The 19,606-nt window shown below is 41.4% G+C and carries 11 protein-coding genes; 10 read left to right on the forward strand and 1 reads right to left on the reverse strand.

Annotated features, from left to right (window positions below; translation table 11 throughout):
* Positions 1–147: 147 nt before the first annotated feature.
* Positions 148–1,467, reverse strand: a complete 1,320-nt coding sequence (gene mtaB / locus ACFPIK_RS04975; protein WP_377912857.1) for a tRNA (N(6)-L-threonylcarbamoyladenosine(37)-C(2))-methylthiotransferase MtaB — start codon at positions 1,465–1,467, stop codon at positions 148–150.
* Positions 1,468–1,699: 232 nt separating this feature from the next.
* Here mtaB and ACFPIK_RS04980 point away from each other — a divergent pair, with 232 nt between their 5' ends.
* The 10 genes from ACFPIK_RS04980 (at position 1,700) to ACFPIK_RS05025 (ending at position 19,001) form a co-directional block, all read left to right on the forward strand.
* The gene (locus ACFPIK_RS04980) at positions 1,700–3,862 is read left to right on the forward strand and encodes a glutamine synthetase III family protein (protein WP_377912859.1); all 2,163 of its coding nucleotides are present in this window, start codon (positions 1,700–1,702) and stop codon (positions 3,860–3,862) included.
* Between the two features lie 691 nt (positions 3,863–4,553).
* Complete coding sequence (locus ACFPIK_RS04985; RefSeq protein ID WP_377912860.1) at positions 4,554–7,613, forward strand: SusC/RagA family TonB-linked outer membrane protein; 3,060 nt, start codon at positions 4,554–4,556, stop codon at positions 7,611–7,613.
* 2 nt (positions 7,614–7,615) lie between these two features.
* On the forward strand, positions 7,616–9,214 hold the full coding sequence (locus ACFPIK_RS04990) for a SusD/RagB family nutrient-binding outer membrane lipoprotein (protein WP_377912861.1): 1,599 nt from the start codon (positions 7,616–7,618) through the stop codon (positions 9,212–9,214).
* A 392-nt stretch (positions 9,215–9,606) separates the two neighbouring features.
* Complete coding sequence (locus tag ACFPIK_RS04995; RefSeq protein WP_377912863.1) at positions 9,607–10,467, forward strand: ROK family protein; 861 nt, start codon at positions 9,607–9,609, stop codon at positions 10,465–10,467.
* A gap of 187 nt (positions 10,468–10,654) precedes the next feature.
* Positions 10,655–12,508 (forward strand): FAD-dependent oxidoreductase, encoded by a 1,854-nt coding sequence (locus ACFPIK_RS05000; RefSeq protein WP_377912865.1) that lies wholly within the window; start codon positions 10,655–10,657, stop codon positions 12,506–12,508.
* A 579-nt stretch (positions 12,509–13,087) separates the two neighbouring features.
* Entirely contained in the window at positions 13,088–14,395 is a 1,308-nt protein-coding gene (locus tag ACFPIK_RS05005; protein WP_377912867.1) for a hypothetical protein, read from the forward strand.
* Between the two features lie 270 nt (positions 14,396–14,665).
* Positions 14,666–16,054 (forward strand): hypothetical protein, encoded by a 1,389-nt coding sequence (locus ACFPIK_RS05010; protein ID WP_377912869.1) that lies wholly within the window; start codon positions 14,666–14,668, stop codon positions 16,052–16,054.
* Positions 16,055–16,058: 4 nt separating this feature from the next.
* Positions 16,059–16,805 carry a hypothetical protein gene (locus ACFPIK_RS05015; protein ID WP_377912871.1) on the forward strand — a complete coding sequence of 249 codons (747 nt, stop codon included), beginning with the start codon at positions 16,059–16,061 and terminating at the stop codon, positions 16,803–16,805.
* A gap of 54 nt (positions 16,806–16,859) precedes the next feature.
* Positions 16,860–17,477, forward strand: a complete 618-nt coding sequence (locus ACFPIK_RS05020; RefSeq protein WP_377912873.1) for a hypothetical protein — start codon at positions 16,860–16,862, stop codon at positions 17,475–17,477.
* An 84-nt stretch (positions 17,478–17,561) separates the two neighbouring features.
* Positions 17,562–19,001 (forward strand): hypothetical protein, encoded by a 1,440-nt coding sequence (locus ACFPIK_RS05025; protein ID WP_377912875.1) that lies wholly within the window; start codon positions 17,562–17,564, stop codon positions 18,999–19,001.
* Positions 19,002–19,606: the final 605 nt, after the last annotated feature.

Below are 19,606 nucleotides of genomic sequence, written 5' to 3' on the forward strand. Positions count from 1 at the left end.
GAGTTTATCGAAAAATGTCGAAGCTCGATCCCTAAGTTTGGCTTTTGAGCTAGTTGAAAAATGTTGAAGCTCGATCCCTGAGCTAGGTTTTTGAGTTTATCGAAAAATGTCGAAGCTCGATCCCTGAGCTTGTCGAAGGGGGAGAGCCTAGTGTTTCTCATACACCATCTCCGGCTCTCGTACTTCTACGTTTCCGGCAGGGTTGATGGCGTCCAAGGTTACTTGTTTCAATTCGTTGACAAGCATCGGGTCATACTTAGCTGCTACTCTGATGTAGTTTTCGGTAAAGCCATGCATTTTGCCGTCTTCCACATCTTCTTCAAAAAGTACGGAAAAAGTCTGCCCCAAATTTTCCTCGTAAAACTTCCTTCTTTTCTTCTCAGATAGGATTCGCAGCATTTTGGAACGCTCGTTTCGCTTTTTCAGCGGTACAATTCCATCCATTTCCACAGCGCGGGTATTGGCTCGCTCGGAATAAGTAAATACATGGAGATAGGAGATGTTTAGCTCGTTGAGGAAATTGTAGGTTTCCAGAAAAAGCTCATCCGTTTCACCGGGAAAACCCACGATCACATCCACACCGATACAGGCATTGGGCATCAGGGTCTTGATTTTACTCACCCGATCTTCATAAAGCTCACGCAGGTAGCGGCGACCCATTCTTCGTAATATAGTGTTGGAACCGGACTGAAGCGGGATATGGAAGTGAGGGACAAAGCGCTTGGATTGAGAGACAAACTCGATGACCTCATTGGTTAACAGGTTGGGTTCGATGGAAGAGATTCTAAATCGATCTATGCCTTCCACCTCATCCAATGCCATGACCAAATCAGCAAATCGCTCTACACGCTTTCCATCTACAATTCCAAAGTCACCGATATTCACTCCGGTGAGCACGATTTCCTTTACATCAGTCGCGGCAATTTCGCGTGCAGATGCCAAAACAGACTCGATCGTATTGCTTCGGCTTTTTCCTCTTGCCAAAGGAATCGTGCAAAACGCACAACCGTAATTGCAGCCATCCTGAACCTTTAAAAATGTTCGGGTTCGGTCATTGATCGAATAGGCGTTATTAAAAGAGCGGGCTTCCGTGATTTCGCTTGCCAGCACTTTGGCCTCTTGTTCTTTAGCGAAGTCACCAAGCAGTTCATGCAGTCTGAATTTTTCAGCAGCGCCCAGTACAGCATCCACTCCTTCGATTTTGGAGATTTCGGTGGGTTTGAGTTGTGCATAGCAGCCAATGATGGCTACATAAGAGTTGGGAGATATTTTTTTAGCCTCTTTGACGATCTTTTTACACTTCTTGTCCGCATTCTCGGTTACAGAGCAGGTGTTGATGATGAAAATGTCGGGATTTTCCTGAAAATCGACTTTCAGATAGCCTTTTTCTTCAAATTGTCTGCTGATCGTAGACGTTTCTGAGAAATTTAGCTTGCATCCGAGTGTATAAAAGGCAACTTTTTTCAATTTTCTCCTTTTTCTAATGAATTGCAAAGGTAAATAATCCCATCCTTTTTACAATTTTCGAAATTAGCGGTCGAAAACACACTTTTTTTCGGGTAAAGGCTATAAAAACACCATGATTTTTTGAAAAAAGTGGAAATTTTTAGAAAAAACACTTCAAAAAAGTACCTAACCCTTTTTGGGAAACATATTTTTCTATTTTTGTGGGTGTAATCTTAAACCACAAATTGTAGATATGGCAACATTGAGACAACAAGCCTTGGCAATGGTTCAGGCTAGACCTAGAGTGAGTGTAACCCCTCCCTCCACTAAAATTTCTGACTTCTTCGGTACCAATGTGTTTGGTCCTGCACAAATGAAGCAGTCTTTGGCCCCTTCTGTGTACAAAAAGGTCATGGAAGCGATTGACAAAGGATCCAAAATTGATCCTGCCACCGCTGAGGAAGTTGCATCTGCCGTAAAAATCTGGGCGATTACCAAGGGAGTAACTCATTATACACACTGGTTCCAGCCATTGACAGGATCTACAGCTGAGAAGCACGATTCCTTCTTTGATATGTATGCTGGTATGGAGAAATTCAAAGGATCAGCTTTGGTTCAGCAGGAGCCTGATGCTTCTTCCTTCCCAAATGGTGGCATCCGTTCTACCTTCGAGGCTAGAGGATATACCGCATGGGATCCATCTTCTCCGATTTTTATTTTTGACAAGACCCTTTGTATCCCGACCATCTTCGTGTCTTACACCGGAGAGGCATTGGATTACAAAACGCCATTGTTGAAGTCTATGGAAGCTATCAATGAAGCGGCTGTAGCGATCTGTCAGCTTTTTGACCGAAATGTGAGAAAAGTAACTCCTTCTTTGGGTATTGAGCAGGAATACTTCGTAGTAGATAAGGCGCTTTATGCTGCCAGACCTGATTTGGTTATGGCTGGTAGATCAGTATATGGACATACTCCTGCTAGAGGTCAGCAGTTGGAAGATCACTACTTTGGATCAATTCCTACCCGAGTGAAAGATTTCATGATGGACTTTGAAATTGAAGCTCATAAATTGGGTATTCCGGTTTCTACCCGTCACAACGAAGTGGCTCCGGGTCAGTTTGAAGTAGCGCCTATTTTCGAAGAAATCAACAAAGCGATCGACCACAATCAGCTGTTGATGGACTTGATGGATAAAGTTGCAGAAAAGCACAGCTTGAAAGTGTTGTTCCACGAGAAGCCATTTGCAGGAGTAAACGGTAGTGGTAAGCACAACAACTGGTCTTTGATCACGGATACAGGAGTTAACCTTTTCCAGCCAAGCAACTCAGCCAGAGAAAACTTGCAGTTTTTGGTTTTCTTGGTAGCTACTGTAAAGGCAGTTTACGATCATGCGGACTTGTTGAGAGCGAGTATTGCCTCTGCCTCCAACGACTTCCGTTTGGGTGCAAACGAAGCACCTCCAGCAATCATGTCTACGTTCTTGGGAGCTACCCTTTCGGAGCTATTGGATGAGTTGGAGAAAAACGGAAATGTGAAAATCGAGAAGGGTGACAACATGTACATGAAGTTGGGTATCTCTAAGATCCCAGAAATCATCCTAGACAATACCGACCGAAACAGAACTTCTCCTTTTGCATTTACCGGTAACAAGTTTGAGTTCCGTGCAGTGGGTTCTTCTGCCAACTGCGGTGGTCCGATGATGACACTCAACGTGATCGTTGCTGAGGTATTGAAGCAGCTTTACAAGGATATTGAAAAAGAAATGAACGCTGGCAAAGAAAAGAAAATCGCCATCGTGAATGTGCTTAGAAAATACATTAAGGAGTCTAAGAAGATCCGTTTCGAAGGAGATGGTTATTCTGAAGAGTGGGCTAAAGAAGCTGAAAAGAGAGGATTGAACAACTTCAAATCAACTCCTGAAGCGCTTGATGTATACACTAAAAAGGCTACCAAAGAGCTTTTTGAAAAGCACAATGTTCTTAATCACATCGAAGTTCATGCTCGTCATGAAATCGAATTGGAAGCCTACATCAAGAAGGTTCAGATCGAAAGCCGTGTAATGGGTGATTTGGCTTTGAATCACATCATTCCTACTGCGATCTTGTATCAAAACAAGTTGATCGAAAACGCAAATGGATTGAAAGGTCTTGGTTTGGATAATTCCGCACCGGTGGAGACAATCAAAGACGTGTCCAAGCACATTGCCAACTTGAGAACCTTTGTCAATGAGATGACCGAAGTGAGAAAGCAACTCAACAAAGAAGAAGATGTAATCAAGCGTGCAAAAGGCTATCAGAAAGAAGTAAAAGAAGCTTATTTCGATAAAATCCGATATGCAGTGGATAAGCTTGAACTCCTGGTTGATGATGAGAGCTGGCCTTTGGTAAAATACCGTGAGATGTTGTTTATCAGATAATCTGTTTTGTAAACCATAAAATGAAAGCCTTCTTCGGAAGGCTTTTTTTTTGGATCAATCACTGTTGATTCTTAGTGCTTTGGACTGCCGTAATCGGAATGGGGTAGACTAGGCAATGATTGGGTTTGAAAACACAGTTTGTTTCCATTTTCAGGCAAAAGGTAAGTAGGCAAATTGCTTGAAAGCCTTCAAATGAAATGGGGAAAAGTTAGGATTTGAAGTCAGGATTTTACCATCGGCTGCTCATGAAATAATACAAAAATTATATTATTTATTGTATTATTTAAATTTTTTATACACTAAAAAATGGATTTTAGGTAAATTTTTGAAGGTAAAATTTGTCTAATACTTACCCTATTGGATAAAATGAGTGGTTTAATTGATTTCAATATGAAAAAAATAAGAATCTTCAATCGAAAGTTTTTTAAAAAATTTATTTAATTGGATGTTGTCAATTAAAAAAATAACCTATTCTATTTGAATCGATATTAAAAATTTCTAGCTTTCATGCTAGTTGGTCTGGTGAGGATACTTATTTGCTAGTTTTTAAATATTCTTTTCGTCCGTTTAAGGAATTGCAAACACAAAAAGACAATAATATGGTGCAAGGTCTACTACTTCCTTTCTCCGCAAAAGCATCCGGTTTACCGGAAAATTCAAACAAATTATTTCTAACCTTTTATTACCTGCTATGAGAAAGTTTCTATCAATCGCTTTCGGATTGGTACTGCTATGCACTGTTTCAGTGACAGCACAGGACCAGAGAAGAGTGTTGAGGGGGAAGGTCACTGCTTCGACAGATCGACTTCCCATGCCGGGAGTTACCATCCTGGACAAGAGTAATCAATCGGGTACTACCACCAATGTGGATGGTGAGTATTCGATTTCGGTAACGGACAAGTCCGTTTTGGTTTTTTCCTTTATCGGTTTTGTGACAAAAGAATACACAGTTGGCAGTTTGACCCAGCTGGATGTGATTCTCGAAGAAGACTCTAAAGTTTTAGGAGAAGTAGTGGTTGTTGCCCTAGGCCTCACCAAAGAGAAAGAGAAAGTGGGCTACTCTGTATCCACAGTAAGAAGTGATGTCCTAGACAAAGCCAGAGAAACTAACGTGGCCAACTCACTTGCTGGACAAGTTGCCGGTTTGGTGGTAAAAGGCACCAACGGTGGTCCTGGAGGAACTTCAAATATTGTCCTTCGAGGTCTCCCAAGTATTTCTGGTACAGGATCTCCTTTATTCGTAATCAATGGAGTACCAATGGATAATACCCAGCGAGGATCTGCAGGTCAGTGGGGAGGTAGCGATGGCGGTGATGGTATCGGTAACCTGAGCCCGGACGATATTGAATCCATGACTGTATTGAAAGGTCAGGCAGCTTCGGCACTTTACGGTGCTCGCGCTTCTAATGGTGTGATTCTAATTACTACCAAAGGCGCTCAAAAAGGTGGGGACTGGACGTTGACTTACAACCTCAACTTGATGACTGAGCAGGCAGTGGATTTTACCAATTTCCAAAATGTATATGGTCAAGGAACAGGTGGCACTCGACCTCTGACAGCAACCGATGCACAGACCTCTGGTCGATTTGCATGGGGTGAGCGTATGGGAGGAAACGTAATCGGGTATGATGGCAACCAATATCCTTATGCTCCATCAAGTGAAAGCTATATTGATTTTTACAGAAGAGGTACAAATACCACCAATACTGTAGCAATCTCTAAAGGTTTGGGAAAAGACGGTGCCTTCCGCCTTTCGCTTTCCAATTTGAAGTCTAATTCCATTGTACCAAACAGTGGAGTGGATCGTCTCAATATCAATCTGAACATTGATCAGAACATCACAGACAAGTTGAATGTAACTGCCATGATCAATTATGTGGATCAGCAGTCTACCAACATTCCTTTCTTGAGCGACGGACCTAAAAATCCTAACAACTTTATGTTCTTGGCTCCAAATATCCGTCCAAGCATTTTTGCTCCGGGTTATAATGCAGCAGGAAACGAGATCGTATTCAGTGATGATATATTCGTGACCAACCCATATTTCATTGTAAATAAAGGAATCAATGACTTGGGCAGAAAGCGTACTATCTCTGCGCTTTCCGCGAAATACAGCTTTACCCCTAAGACTTATGCGATGCTTCGCGTAGGTAATGACGTTTCCAACGATGATTTCTTCTCAGTAGACCCTACAGGTCTTGCATACACCGCAAACTTACAGGGTAACCTAGGAGGAAGAGGGCTTTCCACTCGTACAGAACTAAACGTGGATGCCTTGTTTGGAAGTGATTTTAAGGTGAATGATGACATCTCAATTGATGCCTTGATCGGTGGAACTATCCGAAAAAACAACTTTGAAACAGTGGGTGTAAGTGGATCTCGATTTGTAATTCCGGGCCTTTACTCTCCTTTCAACGTAGTAAACTTTGGACGTTCCTATGGCTTTGAAGAGCGTGAGGTTCAGTCTGGATTTTACTCTATCGGATTGGGCTACAAGGATTTCTTGACCTTGACTACTACCGGCCGATATGATGTGTACAGCACCTTGCCAATCAACAACAACAACATTTTCTCTCCTTCTGTGACGGGTGCGTTTTTGTTTGATAAATTCTTGAATATGCCATCCCTGGATTTTGGTAAGTTGAGAGCCTCTTATGCTGTAACCAGTGGCGAACCGTTTGCTGCTTACCAAACCCAGTTTTACTACAACTCTGCCAATGCTTACGCAGGTGTACCTGCCGGTGCATCTCCACTAGGCCTGCCTAACCTTTCTTTGAAGCCGTTTACAACCGACGAAATTGAAATCGGATTTGACTTGAGCTTCTTTAAAACCAGACTTTCTTTGGACGTAGCCTACTTCACTAAGACTACCAACAACGAAATCATGAACGCAAACTATTCGATTGCTTCAGGTTTTGGATCAGGTGTAGTAGCAACCGGTTCTACTCAAAATAAAGGTTTGGAAGTATTGATTACAGGTATTCCGGTACAGACAGCTAATTTCTCCTGGAAATCATCTCTAAACTTCACCAATGTGAAGAATGAAGTGCTGAGCACAGATCCAAATAACAATCCGATCAACCTCGGTCAAAACAGAGCAACTTTGGGTAATGCGGTCACTGCCTATGTAGTGGGTCTTCCTGGACCTCAGATCCGGGCATATGACTATAAGTACGATGCCAATGGCAACATTGTAGTGAATAATGCAGGTATTCCTGAAAGAGGTGAGTTGAAAAATTGGGGTTCTGTACTTCCAACTGTTTACGGTGGATGGAATAACGAATTCAATTACAAGAGCTTCTCTTTTGGATTTTTGATTGATTACAACTTTGGTAACAAGGTGTTGTCTGCTACAGAATTCTACTCGCACTTCAGAGGCTTGCACCAGAATACACTTGTAGGCCGTGAAGGTGGAATTACAACAAATGAGAAAACCGCTTCTGCTGAAAATTACTACAGAGGATTGGTGCAGAATGTGACTCGTACCAGTGTCGTAGATGGTGATTTCATCAAGCTTCGTCAACTTACTTTGGGCTATACCTTCCCAAGAGAAATGTTTAATTCTGTTCCTGTTCTCAAAGGCTTGACCGCTTCCATTGTTGCGAGAAATTTGGCGATTTTGATGAGAAAAGCTGAAAACATTGATCCAGAGGCCACATTCGGTTCAAACATCAATTACCTAGGTATTGAAGGAACCAGCCTTCCAAGTACAAGATCCATTGGATTCAACTTAAACTTTAAATTGAATTAATCATGAAAAAATATATCAGCGCAATTCTTTTAGCGGGGTTTTTAGGAGTGACTTCCTGTGACTCGCATTTTGAGGAGCTAAATACGGACCCGAATAGAGCAGGTGCCAACGTTTTTGACCCTAATCTTATTCTCCCGATTGCTGCAAATGGTTACGGGAATATGATTTCAGGTTACTCTGGAGCAATTTTGTTTCAAAGTATGTGGATTCAAGCCTTGGCTTCCACTTCCACCGGTGGTGCAAACTACTATTCCAATGCAGATAAGTATGTGATCTCAGGAAGTACGAACTCTTACATTGCAAACGTGTGGAACAATGGCTACAGTGTGGCTTCTCGTATCCAGCAAATGCAAAAACTGGCTAAAACCAAGGAGATGAATAACTTGGTGGCAGTAGGGGGTATTTTCAAGGTATTGACCATATCTTTTATTTCTGATATCTATGGTGATGTACCTTACTCTGAAGCATTAAAGGCAGATGAAGGCATTACTCAGCCTAAATATGACAGTCAGTCCGCGGCATATATTGCCATGCTTACCGAATTAGAAACCTCCCTCACAGCACTTAGCCCAACAGGCGATGCCATCAAGAATGATGTAATCTACAAGGGTGATATCGCGAAATGGAGAAGATTTGGTTATTCGCTCATGCTTAAATTGGCGATGAGATTGAGTAAAAAAGATGCAGCTGCTGCAAGAACTTGGGTTCAAAAAGCAGTAGCAGGTGGTGTATTTGCTTCCCCTGCTGATGATGCATTGGTTCCTGGGGATGAAGGCAATGGATATTCTAACTCCAGCGCCAATGCACTCAATGTACCCGATGACATCTATGAGGTAAGATGGTCCAAAAAGATGATTGATTACTTGAAATCAACCAACGATCCAAGACTTTCTATCGTAGCCGAAGTTCCGAATCCAGGGTTGGCAGCTAATCGTAACGGCAGCCCAGGAAATAGCAATCCTGCTGTTCAAATTGGACTTCCAAACGGATTTGACCTCCGAGGAGGACAGTTTGACATCTCCAAGCATCCTGATTTTCCAGGTGGTACAGGTTCAGGTAATGATCTGGCACCTATCGGCGCTTATTCTAGACCTACAGGTATCTACAGAGACAGAAATGCTCCGGTTTTTGTCTTGACTTACGCTGAAGTACAATTGTTACTTGCTGAAGCTGCTGCAAGAGGTTGGACTACAGGATCTGCTTCGGATTTCTATCGAAATGGGGTGACTGGCGCATTTACTTCGATGGCTAAATTTGGAGGAAGAACCGTTTCTGCAAGTGATGCTACGGCTTATTTGACTGCTAATCCGCTCAATACTAGCTCTCTAGATGCTTCTTTGAAAATGATCAACGAGCAAATCTGGGCTACTACCAGCCTTTTTGCAAACTTTGTTGAATCATGGAACAACTGGAAGCGTTCAGGTCATCCTGTTCTTACTCCTGTTAATTTCCCAGGCAACTTCTCTTCTGGTCAAATTCCAAGAAGACAGCCATTTCCAAACGGTGAAACATCTCTCAATGCCGATGCTTTGAAGAGTGCGGTGGCAAGAATGGGCGGAGACGATTGGATTACAAGAATTTGGTGGGACGGAGGAAATTAATTTTTCTTAACCCTTAATTCTCAGAGGCCTTGGAAAAATCCTTGGCCTCTGTTTTTTTGGGAGTGGATCATTGGGTTTTCAAAAATCATCGGGTAAAAGAGATTCCAATTACCTAGCATTTGTACTCATGGTAATCGGATCAAAGTCAGACTTTGACAAAATTTGAGGAAAGGTTTTGAAAAAGGGTTCGGCTTGTTTCTTTCTCCAAGCTAACTTTAACCCACAACATGCAATAGGCTTCCTATTCCGAGTTTAAAATATTTCAAAATCAATCGCTTCACAGCATTTAACTCATTTACCGTAGGGTGCTATGCCTCATTTGTTAAATACTTGATTTTCTGGTGTTTTGACTACCACAACGAATTTTAATTCAAATTGCGGGTTTAATCGATATGAAAATAATCTCAGCAGATATAGGGGGTACACATATTTCAGTGGCTTCAGTATCATGGACAGCGGGTCTGGCTACTGTGGGAGAGCCCTATCACCACGACATTGATACAAGCCAGCCTGCTCAAAATATCATCGATGACTGGTCAGATGCAATTCAAAAAGTCAGGGGCAATCAATCGGACTTTTTATTGAGCATTTCGATGCCGGGTCCTTATGATTATGAAAATGGTATCTCTCTCATCAAAACTCAGGGGAAAATGAAGGCTCTCTATGGACTTTCAGTGAAGAATCTACTCGCACAGCGGTTGGGTATTCCCCCTGAATTTATTGTTTTTACCAACGACGCGGAGAGTTTTCTAGTAGGTGAGGGTCTAGTGGGAGCCGGAAGGGGATGTGAGAAGTTGATGGGGCTAACCTTGGGCACTGGACTCGGGTCAGCAATCAAAATAGAAGAGGTCACCAAAGATGCCAAATTATGGACTGCTCCTTTTCGAACAGGAATTGCCGAAGATTTTTTAGGTACCCAATGGTTTGTAAACCAGGCCAAATACAACTATGGTATTTCTATTAAAGGGGTCAAAGATTTAGTGAGTCCGGCAGTTGACCCCCATATTTCTAGCACTGTTTTCTTTGAGTTTGGAAGAAGTCTGGGAGAATTTTTGCTTCCCTATGTGGCAAAATTGCAAATCCAGAAAGTGATTCTTGGAGGAAAAATTTCACTTTCCGGGGACTTGTTCATTCCTTCTGCAAAAAACTACCTTGGTCAATTTGGCGTGGATGTCCCGATCGAATTATCCAAACTTGGTGAGCATGCGGCATTGATCGGTGCTAGTTCAGTTTTTTTTACCAAATGTTTCTAATCATGAAATCGAGCATGACTAAAAAGTCACACACTGGAATGATTATAAGATTTGCGAGATTCCATGTGGCTTTATAAAAATCAAATTATAATCACATGAAATCGAGCATGACGCAAGTGACACACAGAGGGAGGATTATAATCAATGCGAGATTCCATCTGACCAATGAAAAACAAATTGTAAACAGATGAAAATTAAGTTTCTTTTTCTCCTCTATTTCTTTTCGATTGCTTCGACGTTTTCTCAGGTAAAGAAAGTAGACTTAATCATCGTCGGAGGTGGTGCCAGTGGTACAGCTGCAGGAATTGCTGCGGGAAGATCAGGTACTTCTACGGTAATTATTGAGCCTACATCTTGGCTAGGAGGAATGCTGACTTCGGCTGGAGTCTCAGCAATTGACGGTAACCATAAATTGCCTTCTGGTATTTGGGGAGAATTTAAAAAAGAGCTAGAAAATCACTACGGTGGAGCCGACAAGTTGGCCACGGGGTGGGTAAGTAACACACTTTTTGAACCTAGTGTAGGAAATCAGATTCTCCAAAGGATTACCTCACAAGTACCTAATCTGGAAATCTTTTTGGAAGCTGAATGGAAATCGGCTACCTACCAGAATGAACTTTGGGAGGTGATTGCCATTCAGAATGGCAAGGAGCTCCGTTTTTCTTCTTCCATTTTGATCGATGCTACCGAGTTGGGAGATGTTGCGGCTTCCCAAGGACTACCTTACCGTTTAGGGATGGATGCACGGGCTGAAACAAGGGAGGAATTTGCTCCAGAACAAGCCAATTCCATTGTTCAGGATTTGACCTATGTGGCTACGCTGCAGGATTTTGGACAAGGTGTCGATAAGACAATTCCTCGTCCGGCCAACTATGATCCGAGCGAATTTGCTTGTGCTTGTGCGCATGCCGATCCGACTACAGATGATGCTCCGACCTTAGATTGTGGTAAAATGCTTGATTATGGAAAGCTTCCAAATGGAAAATACATGATCAACTGGCCAAATTGCGGCAATGATCATTATGTCAATCTAGTCGGATTAAGCCCCGAGGACCGTGCGGTTGAATTGGAAAAGGCCAAACAGACGACGTTGAGATTTGTGTATTTTATTCAACATGAACTAGGAATGAAGCATTTGGGATTGGCTGAGGGGGAATACCCTACCACGGACCATTTACCGATGATTCCTTACCATCGAGAATCCCGCAGATTTAGAGGTCTGGTCGATTTTACCCTACCCTATGTCCGAACACCCTACGAAGCTCCTGCTCCCTTATACCGTACGGGCGTAGCTGTAGGAGATTATACCATTGATCATCATCACAAGAAAAATCCTGAAGCACCCGCCATAGATTTCATCAAAATCAGAGTTCCTTCTTATAATATCCCCTTGGGAGCCTTGATTCCTAAAACTCATCCGGCTTTGATTTTGGCAGAGAAAAGTATCTCCGTATCCAACATCGTCAATGGAGCCACACGCTTGCAGCCTGTGGTTTTAGGAATAGGTCAGGCTGCCGGAGTGTTGGCTTCTGTTGCAGTTCAAAAAAAGCAAGCCTTGGATCAAATCTCTATCAGAGAAGTTCAAAAAAAGCTACTGGATCAGGGGGCTTTTATTATGCCATTTATGGATACTCCTCCCCATGAACCGCATTTTCAGGAAATGCAAAAAGCTGGAGCTGTGGGGATTTTTAAAGGAACCGGTGTGCCCTATCTCTGGGCTAATCAGACTTGGTTTTACCCGGATCGATTGGCTATTGAATTTGAGTTGGTCGATGGCCTTCGGCCATTTTATCATCAACTTGAAGGATATTGGGGAGCTTCAGGGGATTACCTTACTGTTGACCGACTCATAAAAATTTTGCAGATGATCGATCCCAACTTGGACTTTAATGAAGCTAGGGAAGTGTGGCGAAACAAGCGCCTGGATGGAGATTTTTCACCTGAAAAAATTCTCAATCGAAGAGAGACTTCTGTTTTGGTTACGAATTTGATTCCAGTTTTTGATATTGAAATAAATTGGAATGGTGAGCCAAAACGATAGTCAAAATAGGTTTAACCGCTATCCGTTAGGCTCTTTTCAAGTATGGAATAGGTTTGGTATAAAAAAGCAGATAGATTTTTAGAGGTATTTTAATGAGTATAACACCATTGGTATTTAATTAATCTGATTACCTGCTTTACTACCAGTAACCACCTAAGATAAGGTTTGAACGATTAGTGGAGCTGTGGAATGTCGTCTTCGGTCAGTCGACGAATATCCGCGCTCACTAGAGCCAATGATCTATTTGGTGGTATAATTGCGGACGTTCAAAATTATTCATTTACCATCTTGCTCTTGAATTAGAGCCTATTGCTGGCTGTTTTCAATCCTAATTCTAAGCTCGTTTTGATTGAGATTTCAAGTGAAGGCAGGATAATGTAAATATAATTTCCTGTTGGAATATAGTGTATGGGTAAGATACTAATTGGTGTGATTGGTGATTATACTATTTCATATTGTTCTGATAAAGAGTTTTTTACATATATGTAACATGCTTGTTACCTATCTTACCTAATTTTTGAATTGATTTTGAATTGGAAATTCTATTTTCGTTCTGTTATCACCACCCAGTTTTTAAAGATGAATTTTTATAAAGCTTGTATGCTGTGCATCTTCCTGATGCTAGGCGCAGAACTTTCTGCGCAGCACACCCGTGTGGTTATTTTTCCCAACCAAGATTCCTTGGAATGGGCTGAATCGAAACAGGTATTTACAGCTTTTGATCTTCCTCTTCTTATTCAAAACCTATCCCAAATCAATACACCTTCCAAGGTGGAAGTGATCCAATCCAATGATTCTTATTTGGCTTGGGAGGATTGTAATCTCAATGTGTATCGATGGGAAAATGGCAACTGGTCCAATACCTACAAATACAATAACTACGGGTACTTCTGCGATGGATATCCTCTGTTTTGGAAGGATCAACTCCATTTGTTGGGTGGAAATGGTCTGGTCAATTACCACACTGACCTTCTGATTTTTGAAGAACCCTTGGGATCTTGGGAGTTTGTTTCTACAAAATTTCAACCTCTGGATTATAATACCCCTTTTGTAGGTATGGGTGAAAAAGGAGCGTTCAGTTTCTTTGGCAAGAAATTCAATCTACGTAACGGACTTGAGGCATCTTGGGAGGGAGGATACTACCTTGATCTTACTTCCCTTACTTGGTTTGAAATCAAACTTACCTGGCCGAATTCCATTGATCAGAAGCTGCTTTCCACCTTACAGGCCACCAGTATTGATTTGAAAGATTTTCAACTCATGCAGTTGAGTGAAGGTTGGTTCGTTTTTCAAAAGTCTGACTATAAACTCTTCCATGTTTCAAATCAAGTATTAAAAATTGAAGATCCTGTTTTTTGGCTCAGCGAGGACAATCACCTGACTTGGAAAAATCGGGGACAGCCAATCAATCAAATTCAGGTTTCAGATTTGCTTTCTCAAGCTGTCCTGGTGGCAGAAGGTGAGATTATTCCTGTGAAGAGCGAAAAAGTCAGGACACTTCAAGTTCAGAATATTCTGATCGCGCTCTTCTTTTTAGGTCTGGTGATCATTTTGGTGATGAGACTATACAAAAAGCGGAAAATAGCTTCAACCTCAAAACCTGCTGTGGAAGAAGAGGAAGTTGTGATGGAGGAAGAACAATTGGAAGGTGATAGCTTCTGGAAAAGAATCCTGAAGATGGATGGTCAAATTCTATCCACTGCTCAATTGGATGAATTTTTAGTGATCCAAAGCCTCACTCCAGAAAACAGGAAGGCAAAGCGATCTAGAATGATCAAAGCCTTCAACGAACGTGCAGAATCCGAATTCGGTAGGGAGATCATTTTTAGGGAAAGAGACCCAGAGGACAAGCGCTTCTTCCGATTTAGGATAGATATCAAAAAATAGGTCCATCTTTCCCAGGGACTGAACCCCTATTCAGATTTAGCCCAAATTCATTTCGGCGATCCGATGGATCGAATGGTAACGTGGATGAAATCAGTTTTGCCTTAATCTTCATTCGGTGACAGGTAGGTGCATATCATTTAGGTGACAAAGGCTTAAAGTGACCTAAATTCATCATAGAAAAGGATTCATTACAAGCAAAAGGTCGAAATTTGTATATGATTTGAATATCGGATTAAAATCAAGAAAGGAATAGTGGGCTTATATTTAATCATGAAGCAAATTATACTCGCCGTTTGGTTAAGTGCATTTACGTTGATGGGACGATTGGTGGCCGAAGAAGCAGCCGACTGGAAGAGTATTCATTTGTTTCAAGGTTTCCACTATACTCATTTTGAAGAGTCGCCGGTATTGTCAGAAGAAGAGCACCGGATGGTTTCTGCACTTCAATATATTTCTTCCCCTGCCTCCCATCAAATCTTACTTAAGGAAAAAGGGGAATACTTCGCTTTTAATGTATGTGACTTGAATTTTTGGAAATGGGAGGGTGATGTCTGGATCAAAAAGACAACTAGTGGGGTGTTAGGCTATAACTGTACCCCGTATTTTTTTCTACGAGATAGTCAGCCGTTTTCGATCTCAGGTTCAGGATATTGGCAAAATCAGGCAGATTTATTTCGACTGAATGCATCAACTGGTAAAGTGGAATTTGTCCCGACTGTTGATCAGCCGGAGAATTTTCGAGGTCATGTTTATTTCCAGACTGATGAAGGCATAGTTACGTTGTTTGGACATCAGTTTGACGCTAGGTTGGATGTCTATGAACTGAATAAGGGAGGATTTTTTCTCGATTTAGCTACATCTACTTGGCAAAAACTCAATGTGGAATGGTTTGCTCCAGTGGATCAGGAATTTGAATACCTGGACATCAACCAAGTCAATGATATTTTTTCTCAGGTAGAAACAGATACTTACACTGTCTTGGAACTTCATCAGCGCGATGCTAAAAAGAGTTATTGGCTGATTGTTGATAAAAGAGATCTATCCATCTACATCAAAGAAATTCCTTTTCTACAGATCACCGACAGCAAGTGGATTCAGGTCATGGGGGATACTGTGGTGCACCTGGGTAGAAACTCTTCCAAAACAGCTACGATACCTATCAGCCGAATAATTGAATCTTCCAAATTGGTGGGGAAAGTGGTTTTTCACACGCCTTCGTTTAGGGAGAGATACTTGGATGGATTTTACCTGGTTTTGGTGATTTTTCCACTGCTTATGATGATCCTTGGAGGATGGTGGATAGGTTGGAAAAGGAAAGGAAACTCTGCAGCTATTGAGTCTAAGCAAGAATTCTCAGATCAACCCGCTTCTGGAAAACAAGTAGTCTCCTGGCTTGGCAGAATTCGTCCATTTTCCGGCAAGCTGATCGATCAGGATCAGATGGATTCGATTTTTGAGCTGAGCGAAATCAAGAATTCAGACCTTCGAAAAGTCAAGCGTTCCCGCGCCATCAAGGCAGTGAATGATTTTCTTTTAGAGCAAGACCGACCACCCGCTATCATCAGGGTCAGAGATGCTCAGGATAAAAGAGTCATACGCTATCGAATTGAGCTTGTGCCATTTTCTATCTACAAGAAACAGCCAGTCAAAATTTCCTAAACCCTTGCGTCTCGATCGATCTCCTGCTATGCTTCAGAAGCTTTGGATGGCCATTTCCCTTTGGGTTATTACCATGGGATTGCCCATTGGTGAGGTATTTGCCAATAAAGAAGGCAATTGGGACAAATTACTTTTGGTGCCGGGGTATTTTGGAAAAGGGATTTCCAGTTATCCGGCACTTACCCCTGACGAGGAAAAGATGATCCAAGCGATCAGTGAGCTTTTTTATCTCAATAAATCCATCATGGTTTTGAAGGAAAAGGGTGAATATTTCGCCTTTATTCGCTGTTTTCTTGGAGTATATCGCTGGGATGGAGTGAAATGGACCTTGTATTCCGGAGGAAAAGTGACAGGCTACAATTGCTTTGCTTTTGAGTTTTTTCACAATCAAGAAATATATCAATTCAGTGGTAGTGGGTATTGGCAAAGTAATTCTGATCTATTCGTATTTGGTGAAAATCGACTACCGAAATTCGTAAGAACTAACAATCAACCTGCAGATTATTATGGTTGGCTTAAATTTAAAACTGAACAAGGGATATTTTCCATTTTTGGAGTAGTCAATCGCGACAAAACCCCAACTTTCCTTCTTGATACGGACGGTCACTTTTTAGATTTTTCTAATTGGACTTGGAGAAAGACAAAAAATGAGTTTCTCCCAGAAATGTATGAATTGGTAAGCAAGAATCTGTTGGATCAAGAAGTCTTTTATGGAGGAGTAATTGAATCTCAAGATTATGCCTTGATCTAGGTTTTGTTTTATAAGGGGATTAAAAATGGTTGGTTTATTATTGACAAGGATAACTTGGCAATCTACTACAAGGAAATTCCCAAATTCATTTTCGAAAGGTTTAGATGGCTTCAAACAGAAGGGAATCTGATTAGATTCCTCACTGAGGAATCCGCCGAATCCCGAACCATTGATTTATCGGAACAGGTGAAAGCAGCCGTATTGGTAGGAAAAATTGAACTCAAAGAGGGTTCAGCTTTTTCAGAATTCCTATCCCAGGACTGGTTTCTTTTATCCCTGGGAGGAATAGCTGTTTTAGTAGTATTGTGGCTGATTTGGAGGTGGACCGAGGTTAAATTTAATACCGAAAACGCCCAGGCCTCCGAACCGGAAATTGATTTTCCCAGCCAATTCAGTCATTGGTTAAAAGGACTCTCTCCCCATTCCGGACAGCTGATATCCCAAGCACAGTTGGAAGTAATCCTTGGTGTAGAAAATGTAAAAAATCAAGACCTGCGAAAGGTTCGTCGATCCCGTGCCATCAAAGCCATCAATGAGCATATGTTGGAAAGATATGGAAAGCCAATCATCCAACGAGTCCGGGATGAGCAAGACTTGAGAATCATCCGTTACCGGATTGAATCTTTTTCTCCGATTAGTTTATCCAAACCTCATCAGAAAAGTATGGATTGACAAGATGGAAGGGATGATCCCCATTTAAAAAAAATCCTGATTTCAATGCTGCATTGCAGCATCTGATTCTTAAATTATAATCCTGTGGATTCGTTTATCACCAAGACATTTCCTCTTATTTCTTTTACCAGTATCCGACTCTCCTCGCCGGGAAAGTGGTTAGGGATATGTTTGCTACTGTTTTTTGTGCATAAGGCAATTGAGAAAGAAAAGAATACTCCGACCTGGGATTTTATGCTCCTTGCATCCGGAAGTTTGAATTCACATCAGGAGTTTTTTCCGAAGGTAAGCATCGAGGAAAAGCAGATGATAGATTCCTTGAGTAGCCTTGGTACATTTACCACCTCCCACATGATTTACCAAGATGCCGGAAATTACTTTTTGATGAATAGCTGTAGCCTTTCCCTTTACCAATGGAATGGGGACCATTGGAAAATTTATGCCGAAAAACCCGTGAGAGGGGCTACTTGTGCCTCCAAAGTGTTTTTTAGGGACCATGAACCTTATTCCTATTCCGGAGTCGGTTTTTGGCAAAGTCATGGGGACGTGTTTCACTTTTCCAAAAACGCCGAGGTGGAATTGGTAAAAACATACCAACAGCCAAAGGATTTTTATGGCACCTTACGATTTACGACTGAATCGGGCTTGTATAGCTTTTTTGGGCATTCCTTCAATTTGAGGACGGATGAATTGGATGGGTTTCTCTGGAAGGGGTATTTCCTGGATTTTTCCAACATGCATTGGAAGGAGATTGATTTTGAGTTGAATGAGAATTTTGAAAAGGTTTTTGGAGTGAAAACATTTGATAAAAATCTGTATTCGATCTCTTCATTTGAAACCGACGATTTTGCACTTACCGAATTAAGAAACCTGGATACTCAACAGACCGGATTGTTGATTTTGGAAAAAGAAACTTTAAAACTATGGATCAAACCTAACCCAAATAGCTACTTTTTGGATCTAAATTGGCTTCAGCAGGAAGGAAACACGCTTAGGTTTTTTTCTATAGCGAAGCCTTCCTTGACAGAACTTCAAATCGATGAACTCGTCAAAACTGCATTTCCGCTTGGTAAAGTAAGCTTGAGAGAGGATCAAGCCTGGAGAGAAATTCTGAATGGGTATTGGAAAGAACTAGTTGTTGTGATTTCGATTCTTGTCGTCCTGTTTGGCCTGGGTAAAATGATTCTTCCCAAACCACATCCGATACCACAGGCTTCCCTTGCTATTCTGAATAAGGAAGAGAATAACCTCGTGTCTATCCTGAGGCCTTACTCCGGTCAGGTTATTTCTCAGGAGGAGATGGACAAAATTTTGGGAATTGATTCCCTTATCAATCAAGACCTTCGAAAAGTCCGACGCTCCCGAGCCATCAAAGCCATCAATGATCATGGGTTGGAAAGGCATGGAAAACCAATGATCCAGCGAGTCAGGGATGAGCAAGACATGCGTATCATCCGATATCTTATCGAAGATGAAGCACTTGCGAAATCCGTCAATCCTTCAGAATCTGAGCAATTAACCTAGCTAAAATCCTACAAGCCGCATCAATGAAAATCCATTTTTGATCCATTAAATCCAGCCTGGGTAGAAAATTCATTTTTGGTAATACTTATTTATGATTATCCGCTTTTCTACCAGAAACCAACTAAGATAAGGTTTGAAGTCCGAATAGAGGTGCTGTGGACTGTCGTCTGTGGTCAGTCTACTAATATCCGCGATCTGTAGAGCCGATGACCAACTTAGTGGTAAGATTGCGGATATTCTTATTTTTCCCTTTGCAGCTTACGATCTTTGCGAGAATTCATTTCTTGATCTATCCATCCATCTACCTTTTCCATCCTATTTGAACATGAAAAAGCCAAGAAAAAAAGCAGTTTAACTGGCGAGATTGAATCTCAATTCTGCCAATTCCTATTTTTTCCTTTGAGGTAAATGGATCAGAAATCGAGTTGAAATGGGGGTATTATACTGCCTTACTTTCCATGATAACGGAATTTTATGAAGTCGATTAATTTTTATGTTGTCGCTTTATTTAAAAAAAAATACACTTTATATACTAATCATAAATAAGTAACAATTCCATTACCTAATGCACCTAATTTTTTTTTTTAATCTAATCTATCAATACT

Source organism: Algoriphagus aquatilis (assembly GCF_042657405.1).
Classification (GTDB): Bacteria; Bacteroidota; Bacteroidia; order Cytophagales; family Cyclobacteriaceae; genus Algoriphagus; species Algoriphagus aquatilis.